This window comes from Burkholderia theae, assembly GCF_048565265.1.
GTDB classification, from domain to species: Bacteria; Pseudomonadota; Gammaproteobacteria; order Burkholderiales; family Burkholderiaceae; genus Burkholderia; species Burkholderia theae.
In genome coordinates this window covers 1,579,071-1,591,125 of sequence record NZ_CP183461.1, presented here as the reverse complement: position 1 = coordinate 1,591,125, position 12,055 = coordinate 1,579,071, and the positions used below count along the sequence as shown (strand labels likewise).

The 12,055-nt window shown below is 67.9% G+C and carries 10 protein-coding genes; 5 read left to right on the top strand and 5 right to left on the bottom strand.

Annotation, left to right across the window (positions count from 1 at the left end):
- Positions 1-5 precede the first annotated feature (5 nt).
- The 4 genes from ACN22W_RS07375 to ACN22W_RS07360 form a co-directional block, all read right to left on the bottom strand.
- Positions 6-917, bottom strand: a complete 912-nt coding sequence (locus ACN22W_RS07375) for a sugar phosphate isomerase/epimerase family protein (protein WP_419687041.1) — start codon at positions 915-917, stop codon at positions 6-8.
- 43 nt (positions 918-960) lie between these two features.
- Positions 961-1,986 carry an ABC transporter permease gene (locus ACN22W_RS07370; RefSeq protein ID WP_048244135.1) on the bottom strand — a complete coding sequence of 342 codons (1,026 nt, stop codon included), beginning with the start codon at positions 1,984-1,986 and terminating at the stop codon, positions 961-963.
- 26 nt (positions 1,987-2,012) lie between these two features.
- Positions 2,013-3,608: a sugar ABC transporter ATP-binding protein gene (locus tag ACN22W_RS07365; RefSeq protein ID WP_419687039.1), complete on the bottom strand. Its 1,596-nt coding sequence runs from the start codon at positions 3,606-3,608 to the stop codon at positions 2,013-2,015.
- A 68-nt stretch (positions 3,609-3,676) separates the two neighbouring features.
- The gene (locus ACN22W_RS07360; protein WP_048244139.1) at positions 3,677-4,603 is read right to left on the bottom strand and encodes a sugar ABC transporter substrate-binding protein; all 927 of its coding nucleotides are present in this window, start codon (positions 4,601-4,603) and stop codon (positions 3,677-3,679) included.
- 306 nt (positions 4,604-4,909) lie between these two features.
- Here ACN22W_RS07360 and ACN22W_RS07355 point away from each other — a divergent pair, with 306 nt between their 5' ends.
- From ACN22W_RS07355 to ACN22W_RS07335, 5 genes are all read left to right on the top strand, one after another.
- Positions 4,910-6,868 carry a bifunctional 5-dehydro-2-deoxygluconokinase/5-dehydro-2-deoxyphosphogluconate aldolase gene (locus ACN22W_RS07355; protein ID WP_412021996.1) on the top strand — a complete coding sequence of 653 codons (1,959 nt, stop codon included), beginning with the start codon at positions 4,910-4,912 and terminating at the stop codon, positions 6,866-6,868.
- Between the two features lie 45 nt (positions 6,869-6,913).
- Entirely contained in the window at positions 6,914-8,797 is a 1,884-nt protein-coding gene (gene iolD, locus ACN22W_RS07350) for a 3D-(3,5/4)-trihydroxycyclohexane-1,2-dione acylhydrolase (decyclizing) (RefSeq protein ID WP_419687037.1), read from the top strand.
- 59 nt (positions 8,798-8,856) lie between these two features.
- Positions 8,857-9,786, top strand: a complete 930-nt coding sequence (gene iolE / locus ACN22W_RS07345) for a myo-inosose-2 dehydratase (RefSeq protein ID WP_419687036.1) — start codon at positions 8,857-8,859, stop codon at positions 9,784-9,786.
- Between the two features lie 53 nt (positions 9,787-9,839).
- Positions 9,840-10,658, top strand: coding sequence for a 5-deoxy-glucuronate isomerase (iolB, locus tag ACN22W_RS07340; protein ID WP_129514347.1), 819 nt, complete (start codon positions 9,840-9,842; stop codon positions 10,656-10,658).
- Positions 10,659-10,740: 82 nt separating this feature from the next.
- Positions 10,741-11,235: a heme-degrading domain-containing protein gene (locus tag ACN22W_RS07335; protein ID WP_419687034.1), complete on the top strand. Its 495-nt coding sequence runs from the start codon at positions 10,741-10,743 to the stop codon at positions 11,233-11,235.
- A gap of 52 nt (positions 11,236-11,287) precedes the next feature.
- Here the strand turns inward: ACN22W_RS07335 and ACN22W_RS07330 are convergent, their stop codons facing one another.
- Positions 11,288-12,034, bottom strand: coding sequence for a glucose 1-dehydrogenase (locus ACN22W_RS07330; RefSeq protein ID WP_419687032.1), 747 nt, complete (start codon positions 12,032-12,034; stop codon positions 11,288-11,290).
- Between the last annotated feature and the right edge of the window lie 21 nt (positions 12,035-12,055).

Sequence of the window (12,055 nt, the reverse complement as noted above, 5' to 3'; positions counted from 1 at the left end):
ATCTCTCAGCGCGCCGCGTGATCGAAATGGCGATCGACGTAGCGCTGGATCGTGTCGCGCATGTAGCGCGACGACGCTTCCGCGCGGTCCTCCCACGCGAACACGCACGACGACATCACGCCGTCGAAACCCGCGGCGCCGAGCGCGCGGAAGAACATGTCCCAGTCGATCTCGCCCTGCCCGATGTCGAGATGCTGGTGCACGCGGATCTGGTTCGAGCCCGGCGGATTCACGATGTAGCGCAGCTGGCTGCTCTTGCGGTGGTCGAAGGTGTCGGCCACACGCACGTGCGCGAGGATCGGCGCGGCCTGCGCGATCATCGCGGCCATGTCGTCGCCGTAGTAGAACGTGTGCGGCGCGATGTACGACAGCTTCAGCGACGGCGAGCCGAGGTTCGTGACGATGTCGATCGCCGGCTGCAGCTGCTCGATCCAGTCCTCCGGATGCGGCTCGACCGACAGCACGATGCGTTCGCGCTCGAGGATCGGCAGCAGCTCGTCCATCGACCGGAACCACGCGGCCTCGCACAGCTCCTTCGGGTTCGCGCCGGGCCGCTCGCCGACCGAACGTTCGGGCGACGCGCCGCGGCCGACCTCCGACACCATCAGCGTGCACTCCATCTCGACCGCGACCTCGATCGCCCGCTTCCAGCAGCGCACGGCCCATGACCGCTCGTCCTCGAACGGGCTCGCCCACCGGTACATCGGCTGCAGCGACGCGAGGCCGACGCCGCTCGCGCGCATCGCCTGCCGGAACCCGGCCATGCGCTCGCGCGTCGCACGCGGCATCACCCACCAGTCGAGAAAGTCGCTGCGCGGCGACAGCTCGATCTGGTCGTAGCCGAGCTCGGCCACCGCGTGCGGCAGCCGGTCGAGCGGCAGGTGGCGAATCATGTAAGGGTCCAGCGCGATCTTCATCAGGCATCCTTGGCGATAGCGGATTCCGGTCGAACCGGCAGGGTCAGCGACGCGACTTCTTGTTGCGGTACTGGTCGGCGATCACGGCCGCGACGATGATCGCGCCCTTGACCATCTCCTGGTAATACGCGTCGATGCGGATGAACGTGAAGCCCGACGTCATCACGCCGAGGATCAGCACGCCGATCACGGTGCCCGTCACGCGGCCGAGGCCGCCCGACAGCGACGTGCCGCCGATCACGACCGCCGCGATCGCGTCGAGTTCGTACATCACGCCCATGCCCGACTGGCCCGAGATCGCACGCGCGGCCGTCACGGTGCCGGCGATCCCGCTCAGCAGGCCCGCGATCGCATAGACGAAGATCAGGTGACGCGTGACGTTGATGCCCGACACGACAGCCGCATGACGGTTCGCGCCGATCGCGTACGTGTATTTGCCGAAGCGCGTATAGCGCAGCACGACGTGGAAGATCGCGGCGATCACGAGGAAGATGATCACCGGGTTGGCGCCCGCGCCGATCGCCGCGAACGGGTCGGTCAGCATCGACACCGGCATCCCGTTGGTGAACCACTTCGCGAATCCGCGCGCGGCCACCATGGTGCCCAGCGTCGCGATGAACGGCGGAATGCCGGTCAGCGCGATCAGCGAGCCGTTCAGCAGCCCGACCAGCAGCCCGACGCACACGCCGGCCAGCACGGGCCAGATGATCGGCAGGTCGGTCAGGTGCGGAAACACCGCGCGCGGGAAGTCGGACACCTGCGCGAGGCTTGCCGACACGACGGCCGCGGCGGCCACGACCGACCCCGACGACAGGTCGATCCCGCTGGTGATGATCACGAGGTTCACGCCGACCGCGATGATGCCGATCACGGCCATCTGCAGCACGATGATCTCGAGCCGCTCGGCGTTGAACAGGAAGCTCTGGCCGACGACGATCCAGCCGACGATCTCGAAGAACAGGCTGATGCCGACCAGCACCAGGAAGATGCTCAGCTCGGGCGGCCACTTCGTGTGCCGCGCCTTGATGGTCATGGTCTGCGCATCCGCGACCGGGTTCAGGTTGCCCATTTCTTTGTCTCCAATCTTGGTTCGGCTCAGCGCGACGCGAGATCCATGATGCGGACCTGGTCGGCGTCCTTGCGTTCGACGATGCCGGTCATGCGCCCTTCGTGCATCACCATGATCCGGTCGCTCATGCCCAGCACCTCCGGCATCTCCGACGAGATCATCAGCACCGCGACGCCCTTGCCGGCGAGTGCGCTGACGAGCCGGTGGATCTCCGCCTTCGCGCCGACGTCGATGCCGCGCGTCGGTTCGTCGAGGATCAGGATGCGCGGTTGCGTGAGCAGCCAGCGGCCGATCAGCACCTTCTGCTGGTTGCCGCCCGACAGGTTCTGGATTTCCTCGTGCAGCCCGGGCGTCTTCACGCGCAGCGTCCGGCTCATTTCCTCGCAGTCGCGCTTGAGCTGCGCCTGCCGCACGAAGTTGAACTTCACGTAGCGGTTGCTGAGCACCGCCGCTTCCATGTTCGCGAGCAGGTCGAGATTCAGGAAGCAGCCGGTGTCCTTGCGGTCCTCGGTCAGGAACGCCATCCCGTGCTTCATCGCCTGCGCGGGCGTCGCGATCCGCACCGGCTTGCCGTCGATCCGGATCTCGCCGGTCGTGGCCGGCACGACGCCGAACAGCGCCTCCGCGACGTTCGAGCGCCCCGAGCCGACCAGACCCGCGACGCCGAGGATCTCGCCTGCACGCAGCTCGAAGCTCACGTCGCGAAACACGCCTTCAACGCCGAGGTTCTTTACCGACAGCACGACTTCGCCGATCGGCACCTCCTCCTTCGGGAACATCTGCGTGATCTCGCGGCCGACCATCATGCGGATGATGTCGTCGCGCGTGACGTCGGTCGATGCATGCGTGCCGATGTACTTGCCGTCGCGGAACACCGAGAACTCGTCGGCGATCTCGAACAGCTCGTTCATCTTGTGCGTGATGTAGACGATGCCCTTGCCCTGCTCGCGCAGCTGGCGAATGATCCGGAACAGGTGCGTGACTTCCTTGTCGGTCAGCGCCGACGTCGGCTCGTCCATGATCAGCACGTCCGAGTCGAACGACACGGCCTTCGCGATCTCGACCATCTGGCGGCTCGCGACGGTCAGGGTGCGCACGTCGGTTTCCGGATCGATGTCGATCGACAGCCGCTCGAACAGCGCGGCCGTGCGGCGGCGCAGCTCCGCGTGATCGATCAGGCCGAAGCGGTTCTTCGGTTCGCGGCGGATCCAGATGTTCTCCGCGACCGTCATGTACGGCATCAGGTTGAGTTCCTGATGGATCATCGCGATGCCACGATTGAGCGCATCGAGCGGGCCGTTCAGCACGACGGGTTCGCCGTTGATCAGGATTTCGCCCTGGTCGGGCGTGTAGACGCCCGCGATGATCTTCATCAGCGTCGACTTGCCCGCGCCGTTCTCGCCCATCAGCGCATGGACGGTGCCGCGGCGCACGCGGAACTGCACGCCGTCGAGCGCAATGACACCCGGAAAGGACTTGCCGACGCCACGCACCTCGAGCACGCAGTCGGCGGTGGAAGAAGCCGGTGAACCGGACGATCCGGACGCGCCGGGCGATCCTCCGGACGAAGAGGCCGGCGCGTCGCCGCCGGCCATCGGGCGCGCGATCCTGGCTGTAAACATGGACGTTCCTCGACAAGTCGCACGCGAACCCGGCATGCCGGGCCCGCGCAGTTCAACGGAAAAGCCGGTCAGTGCTTCGCGTACTGGTTCATGTTCTCGGGCGTCACGAGCTCGAACGGCACGTTCACGTAGCGGTCGACGTTCTGCTTCTTCGCGAGCTTGAGCGCCGTGGCAACCGCCTGCGCGCCCTGCCCGGCCGCGTTCTGGTACACGGACACCTTCAGTTCGCCGCTCTTCATCGAAGCGAGGCCGTCCGGCGTCGCGTCGATGCCGGCGACGACGGTCTTCGGCGTCAATTTGCGCGCGGCCTTCAGCGCGTTGATCGCGCCGATCGCCATTTCGTCGTTGTTCGACACGATCGCGTCGAACTTCGTCCCGGAGCTCAGCCAGTTCATCGTGATGTCCTGGCCCTGCGTGCGGCTCCACTTGCCTTCGCGCTTGTCGACGATCTTCATGCCCGAGCATTCCTTCGTCGCGATCACGTCCTCGATGTCCTTGGTGCGGGCGCGCGCCGATTCGTTGGACAGCTCGCCCATCAGCACCAGGATGTCGCCCTTGCCGCCGAGCAGCTTGCACACCTGGCGCGCCTGCAGCGTGCCCGACTGCTTCTCGTCGGACGCGACGACCGCGACGCCGGCCGGCAGCTTGTCGAAATCGACCGGCTTGCGGTTCACGTAGACGAGCGGGATCTTCGCCGCCGTCACCATCTTCGTGATCTTCGGCGTCGCGTCGGTGTCGACCGCGTTCACGATGATCGCGTCGACCTTCTGCGCGATCATGTTCTGGACCTGGCTCAACTGCTTGCCGACGTCATTGCCGCCATCCTCGATCTGCACCGTCGCGCCGTCCTTCTTCGCCGCGTCGGTGATGCTGTTGCGCAGGATCGTCAGGAACGTGTCGTCGAACGACGCCATCGTCACGCCGATCTTCTCGGCGTGCGCGAGCGGCGCAGCCAGGATCGCGGCGGCCGCGACGGCCATCAGCTTGGTCTTCATGATCACTCTGTCTCCTCATCTCCGGGGGGCGGAAGACGGCACGTTGCGCGCCGCCGGGCCGAGTCCGATACGGACTGAAGCATCCGGATGAAACTGTAGATCACTTCCTCGAAATTTTGGAAATTTATTTCTACGTGATTTCACCTAGGGAACTGGATTTCCAAAAAGTCTAGACTGCGTCCGTAGCCCGATTCCTTGCGGCAGGCAGCCTCGCGTCGTGCAGCGCACGATGCGGACCGCCACCGGCGGATCGGTCCCCTAATCTGCCGGCAGCGCCGAACGCCGGCCGCGAGCGTGACACGTGATATGAGCCTGCTGAACTTTCCGAGTGACCGCCCCATCGATCTCGCCTGCCTCGGCCGCGTGGCCGTGGATCTCTATGCGCAGCAGTACGGCAGCCGCCTGGAGGACGCGCGCAGCTTCCAGATGTATCTCGGCGGCTCGTCGGGCAACGTCGCGTTCGGCGTGGCCCGGCTCGGGCTGAAGACCGCGATGATCTCGCGCGTCGGCGACGAGCAGATGGGCCGCTTCCTGCGCGAGACGCTCGAGCGCGAAGGCTGCGACACGAGCCAGCTGCAGACCGACCGCGAGCGCCTCACCGCGCTGGTGCTGCTCGGGCTGAAGGATCGCGACACGTTCCCGCTGCTGTTCGTGCGCGAGAACTGCGCGGACATGGCCGTGCGCGCCGACGAGATCCGCGAGGACTTCATCGCCGGCTGCCGCGCGCTCGCGATCACCGGCACGCATCTGTCGACGCCGGCCACGCGCGAAGCGTCGCTGACCGCGCTCGGTTACGCGCGCCGCCACGGCGTCGTGCGGATCCTCGACATCGACTACCGGCCGGTGCTGTGGGGGCTGACCGCGCGCGGCGCGGGCGAGAACCGCTACGTGCCGGACGCGCAGGTGACGCGGCAGTTGCAGCAGGTGCTCGGCGAATTCGACCTGCTGGTCGGCACCGAGGAGGAATTCCTGATCGCGGGCGGCGTGCCGCACGACCTGATCGGTTCGTTGCAGGCGGTGCGCGGGATTACGAACGCCGCGCTGGTCGTCAAGCGCGGCGCGCTCGGCTGCTGTGTGATCGAGGGCGACATCCCCGCGCGCATCGACGATGCACCGACGTTTCTCGGCGAACGCGTCGAGGTGCTCAACGTGCTCGGCGCGGGCGACGCGTTCCTGTCGGGCCTGCTGTCGGGACTGCTGCGCGGCCGCGACTGGGCCGAGTCGACCCGCATCGCGAACGCGTGCGGCGCGATCGTCGTGTCGCGCCATGCGTGCTCGGCCGCGATGCCGACGCCGGCCGAACTCGCGCACTGGTTCGACGGCAACCGCAATCCGGTGGTCGACGCCGACCGCACGCTTGCACACCTGCATCGCGTCACGGTGCCGCGCCGCGAATGGGACGACCTGTGCGTGATGGCGTTCGACCATCGCAGCCAGTTCTACGAACTCGCGGTGCAGGCCGGCGCGGACGAAGCGCGGATCAAGACGCTGAAGCGCCTGCTCGTGCGCGCGGTCGAGCAGGTCGAGCGCGATCGTCATATCGAAGGCCATGTCGGCGTGCTGATCGACGGCGGCGGCTACGGCAGCGACGCGCTTGCGTCGGCCACCGGACGCGGCTGGTGGGTCGGCCGCCCGGTCGAGCTGCCGGGCTCGCGGCCGCTGCGTTTCGACGACACGCGCTCGGTCGGCTCGTCGCTCACGCACTGGCCGACCGAACAGGTCGTGAAATGCCTCGTTCACTATCACCCCGACGACCAGGTCGACCTGCGCGTCGAACAGGAACAGCGCGTGCTGGAACTGTGGGAAGCCACGCGTGCCAGCGGCAACGAACTGCTGCTGGAAATGATCCCGCCGCGCGCGGTCACACCGGCCGGCACCGAGGACGACGCGGTGCTGCGCACGATCGCGCGCTTCTACAACCTCGGCGTGATGCCCGAGTGGTGGAAGCTCACGCCGCTGAGCGCCGACGGCTGGACGCGACTCGCCGCGCTGATCGCCGAGCGCGACCCGCATTGCCGCGGCGCGGTGATCCTCGGGCTGAACCAGCCGCTGCAATATCTGGTCGACAGCTTCCGCTCGGCGACCAACCCGATCGTCAAGGGCTTCATGGTCGGGCGCACGCTGTGGGCCGATGCGTCGCTGAACTGGTTCGCCGGCCGGATCGACGACCAGGCGCTGGTCGACGAAGTCGCCGGCAACTTCGCGCAGCTCGTGGACGCATGGCTCGGCCGCCGTGCCGCGGCCGCCCGCGCCGCCGCGGCCTGACACGGCGCCCGTGATGATCCACCCGAATCCTCTTCACCGACCGACATGACCTCTACCGTGAGACTGACCGTCAGCCAGGCGCTCGTGCGCTACCTGGCCGCCCTGCGCGCCGAAGTCGTCCAGCCCGACGGCCGCACCGAGATCCTGCCGTACTGCGGCGGCGTGTTCGCGATCTTCGGCCACGGCAACGTGGCCGGGCTCGGCGAAGCGTTGCACGCCGAGCGGGACCGGCTGCCGACGTTCCGCGCGCACAACGAACAAGGGATGGCCAACGCGGCCGTCGCGTTCGCGAAAGCGAATTTCCGCCAGCGGATGATGGCCGCGACGTCGAGCATCGGCCCCGGTGCGACCAACATGCTGACGTCGGCCGCGCTCGCGCACGTCGGCCGCCTGCCGCTGCTGCTGCTGCCCGGCGACGTGTTCGTGTCGCGGCTGCCCGACCCGGTGCTGCAGCAGGTCGAGGATTTCGAACAGGGCGACGTCAGCGCGAACGACTGCTTCCGCCCCGTCACGCGCTACTTCGACCGGATCACGTCGCCCGAGCAGTTGCTCGTCGCGCTGCCGCGCGCGATCCAGGTGATGACCGACCCCGCGCAGTGCGGCCCCGTGTGTCTCGCGCTGCCGCAGGACGTGCAGACCTTCGCGTACGACTGGCCCGAGGATTTCTTCGCGCCGCCGGTGATCCGGATGCGCCGGCCGCCGGCCGACGCGCTCGAACTCGCCGATGCGCTCGACGTGCTGAAGGCCGCGAAGAAACCGCTGATCGTCGCCGGCGGCGGCGTGCTGTACAGCCAGGCGTGGGACGCGCTGCGCGCGTTCGCCGACACGCACGGCGTGCCGGTCGCCGAATCGCAGGCCGGCAAGGGCAGCCTTGCGTGGGACCATCCGCTGAACCTCGGGTCGATCGGCGTGACGGGCTCGCCCGCCGCGAACCGCGCGGCCGCGCAGGCCGACGTCGTGTTCGCGGTCGGCACGCGGCTGCAGGACTTCACCACCGGCTCGCACACGCTCTATGGCGACGCGACGCTGCTGAGCCTGAACGTGCAGCCGTTCGACGCGGGCAAGAAGCGCGGCCGGCAACTGGTTGCCGATGCGCGCACCGGCCTCGGCCAGCTGTCGGCCGCGCTGGCCGGCTGGCGCGCCGATCCGGCATGGACGGCCGCCAACCGCGATCAGGCCGCCGCATGGAACGCGCGCGTGACCGAGCTGACGACGCGCGTGCCGCAGGACACGCTGCCGTACGACGCGGAAGTGATCGGCGCGGTGCGCGATTCCGCGGCCGACGCGGGGCGTGACAGCGCACGTGACGATCTCGTCGTGTGCGCGGCCGGCACGCTGCCGGCCGAGTTGCACAAGCTGTGGCGCAGCGGCGTGCCGGGCAACTACCACATGGACTATGCGTACTCGTGCATGGGCTACGAGGTCGCGGGCGGCCTTGGCGCGAAACTCGCGCGGCCCGAGCGCGAAGTGATCGTGATCGTCGGCGACGGCTCTTACATGATGCTCAACGCGGAACTGGCCACCTCCGTGATGCTCGGCCGCAAGCTCATCGTCGTGATCCTCGACAACCGCGGTTACGGCTGCATCGAGCGGCTGCAGCTGAATTGCGGTGGCGCGAGCTTCAACAACATGCTCGACGACTGCGTGCCCGAAGGCGGCGAGCGCTCGACGATCGACTTCGCGATGCATGCGCGCGCGATGGGCGCCGAAGCCGTGCACGTGCGCGACATCGGCGAGCTGCGCAGCGAAATGAAGCGTGCACGCGCGGCAACGACAAGTCAGGTGCTCGTGATCGACACCACGCACACGCGCACGACCGACGACGGCGGCGCGTGGTGGGAAGTCGCGGTGCCGCAGGTGTCCGCGCGTGCCGGCGTCGAGCAGGCGCACCGCGCGTACATCGACGCGAAGATCCGGCAGCGGCGCTGATGCCGCGCCACCCCCGAACCCGCATCGCGAACCCAATATTCGAACCAAGGAAGCACGTCATGAGCTGGAACGTCCGCATCGGTATCAATCCCCTGTCGTGGATGAACGACGACCTGCCGTCGCTCGGCGGCGAGACGCCGCTCGAAACGGCGCTGAAGGAAGGCGCCGAAATCGGCTACGCGGGCTTCGAGCTCGGCAACAAGTTTCCGAAGACGGGCCCCGAGCTGAAGGCGAAGCTCGCCGAGTTCGGGCTCGTGTGCGTGTCGGGCTGGTATTCGGGCTTTCTCGCGGAAGTCGAACCGGGCATGAGCGACGCCGATGCGGTCGCGGCCGAAATCGAACGCTGCCGCGCGCACATGACGAAGCTGCAGTACAACGACGTGAAGGTCGTCGTTTACGGCGAATGCGCGGGCACGATCCAGGGGAACATCGACACGCCGGTCGCGAAGCGGCCGCGCTTCGTCGACGATGCCGCGTGGCAGCGCTACGCGGCGCGCCTCGACGCGTTCGGCGCGCACCTGCTCGACACGTACGGCATCAAGCTCGCCTACCATCACCACATGGGCGCGTACGTCGAGTCGCCCGACGACGTCGACCGGCTGATGGCGCTGACCGACCCGGCGAAGGTGTTCCTGCTGTTCGACACGGGCCACGCGTATTTCGGCGGCGCGGCCGACCCGGTGACGCTGCTGAAGAAGCACGTGTCGCGCGTGGTCCACGTGCATTGCAAGGACGTGCGGGCGCAGGTCGTCACGCAGGCGCGCAACGACGGCTGGAGTTTCCTGAACGGCGTGATCAACGGCACCTTCACGGTGCCGGGCGACGGCGCGCTCGACTACGATGCGACGCTGCGCACGTTGAAGGACGCCGGTTACGAAGGCTGGCTCGTCGTCGAAGCCGAGCAGGATCCGGCCGTCGCGCCGAGCTATGCGTATGCGAAGAAGGGTTACGAGTCGCTGCGCGCGATCGTCGACCGGTTGAGCGCGTAAAGCGCTGGCGCCCCCGGACCCTTGAGCCCCACCCTGTTGCGGAGCCCCACCCCATGACGATTTCTCCCCTGCTGGTCAAGGCCTCTTCCGACCGCGAAATCTGCAACGTCACGCCCGAGTCGGCCGGCTGGAAGCACGTCGGTTTTCGCGCGCTGCGCCTGAAGGCGGGCGACACCGAAACGCTCGACACCGGCACGCGCGAGCTGTGCGTCGTCGTGCTCACGGGTACGGTGCGCGCGAGCGTCGACGGCGAAACCTACGACGCGCTCGGCAAGCGCGACAGCGTATTCGAGGACGTCTCGCCGGACGCGCTGTACGTGCCAGGCGGCAAGACCGTCACGCTGGTCGCGACGCGCGATGCGGAAATCGCGCTGTGCACCGCGCCGTACGCGAGCGGCGACAAGCCGGTGCGGCGCCTCGACGGCGAACGGATGCGCCGCTCGGTGCGCGGGCAAGGCACCAACACGCGCTACGTGTGCGACATCCTGATGGGCGACAACCCGGCGGCCGACCGGCTGCTCGTGGTCGAAGTCGTGACGCCGGCCAGCCATTCGAGCAGCTATCCGCCGCACAAGCACGACCGCGACGCGGCACCCGACGAAACCTCGCTCGAGGAAACCTATTACCACCGGATCGATCCGCCGCAGGGTTTCGCGTTCCAGCGCGTGTACACGGACGACCGCAGCCTCGACGAGGCATGCGCGGTCGAGAACCACGACGTCGTGATGGTGCCGCGCGGCTACCACCCGGTCGTCGCGCCGCACGGCTACAACCTGTACTACCTGAACGTGATGGCCGGGCCGAGCCGCGCGTGGGCGTTCAAGAACGATCCCGCACACGAGTGGATGCTCGACGCCGCGCCGAAGCGCTGAACGAAAGACGGGCCCGCGCGCGGCCCGTGACGACGCGACGCCCGGCACGCGCACACAGAGCCGGCGACGACACGGAGCCGCCATGGTCACGACCCTCTTTCGCCTCGAACCCCATCCCTTCGACGACGACGCGTCGAATCCGGCGCTGCCGCGCTTCAATGCCGCCGTCGCCCGCCGGATGGGTGAAATCGCGGTCAACCTCGCCACGCGGCGCGGGCTGCCGATCGCGGTGAGCATCGTCGGCGAGCAGGCGCCGCTCTTCTACTGCGCGCTCGACGGCAGCCACGCGGACGACAGCGACGCGATCCGCCGGCGGCAGAACACGGTATTGCGTTTCGGATTGAGTTCGCTCGCGGTCGGCGAGCGCTTTCACCGCGCCGGCTGGTCGCTGCAGTCGCAGGGATTATCGGAAGACGACTACGCGCTCGACGGCGGCGGCGTGCCGTTGCGGATTGCCGGGGCCGGCATCGTCGGCGTGATGACGATCGCGGGGCTCGACTCCGAGGACAATCACGCGCTCGTCGTCGAGAGCCTGCAGTGGCACGTCGGCGGGTATGCGCTGGCGATGCTCGCGTAGCAGTGCAATCGGCGCGATCGGCGCATGCACGCCGACCCGCCGTCCCGCACGATCAGTTCAACCCGCCGCTCACGACGAGGTGCTCGCCGGTCATCCAGCGCGCATCGTCCGACGCGAGGAACACCGCGACCGACGCGATGTCGTCCGGCTCGCCGAGGCGGCCGAGCGGCGTCTCGCTGCGCACCTGCTTGTCGAGATCGGAACCGATGATGCCAGCAGTGTGCGTGCCCTCGGTCACGATCATGCCCGGGTTGATCGCGTTCACGCGGATCTTGCGCGGGCCGAGTTCGAGCGAGAGCACGCCGGTGATCGCGTCGACCGCGCCCTTGGTGCCGCTGTACACCGCGCTGGCGGGCGGCGTGATGCTGGTCACCACCGAGCTGATGTTGATGATGCTCGCGCCTTCGCCGAGATGCTTGACGGCCGCCTGCGTCACGAGCAGCACGCCGAACACATTCGTATCGAACTGCCGGCGGTAGTGTTCCTCGGTAATCGCTTCGATCGGCGCGAATTCGTACACGCCGGAATTGTTGACGAGCACGTCGAGACGGCCGTACGTGTCGATCGCCGACTCGACGATGCGCTGCGCGTCGGCTGCCTTCGACACGTCGCCGCCGACCGCGACCGCCCGGCCGCCCGCTTCGACGATCGCGCTCACGACCGCGTCGGCGCCCGCCTTGCTGCTTGCATAGTTGACGACGACCGACGCGCCTTCCGCGGCCAGCGCCCTGGCGATCGCTGCGCCGATGCCCTTCGATCCGCCCGTGACGATCGCTACCTTGCCTGCCAGCTTGCTCATGATTTCATTCCTCAGTCAGAA

Bases quoted from the DNA above. Each gene is read 5' to 3' on its own strand.
- ACN22W_RS07375 (WP_419687041.1), bottom strand. From the start codon at position 917: ATGAAGATCGCGCTGGACCCTTACATGATTCGCCACCTGCCGCTCGAC.
- ACN22W_RS07370 (WP_048244135.1), bottom strand. From the start codon at position 1,986: ATGGGCAACCTGAACCCGGTCGCGGATGCGCAGACCATGACCATCAAG.
- ACN22W_RS07365 (WP_419687039.1), bottom strand. From the start codon at position 3,608: ATGTTTACAGCCAGGATCGCGCGCCCGATGGCCGGCGGCGACGCGCCG.
- ACN22W_RS07360 (WP_048244139.1), bottom strand. From the start codon at position 4,603: ATGAAGACCAAGCTGATGGCCGTCGCGGCCGCCGCGATCCTGGCTGCG.
- ACN22W_RS07355 (WP_412021996.1), top strand. From the start codon at position 4,910: ATGAGCCTGCTGAACTTTCCGAGTGACCGCCCCATCGATCTCGCCTGC.
- iolD (WP_419687037.1), top strand. From the start codon at position 6,914: ATGACCTCTACCGTGAGACTGACCGTCAGCCAGGCGCTCGTGCGCTAC.
- iolE (WP_419687036.1), top strand. From the start codon at position 8,857: ATGAGCTGGAACGTCCGCATCGGTATCAATCCCCTGTCGTGGATGAAC.
- iolB (WP_129514347.1), top strand. From the start codon at position 9,840: ATGACGATTTCTCCCCTGCTGGTCAAGGCCTCTTCCGACCGCGAAATC.
- ACN22W_RS07335 (WP_419687034.1), top strand. From the start codon at position 10,741: ATGGTCACGACCCTCTTTCGCCTCGAACCCCATCCCTTCGACGACGAC.
- ACN22W_RS07330 (WP_419687032.1), bottom strand. From the start codon at position 12,034: ATGAGCAAGCTGGCAGGCAAGGTAGCGATCGTCACGGGCGGATCGAAG.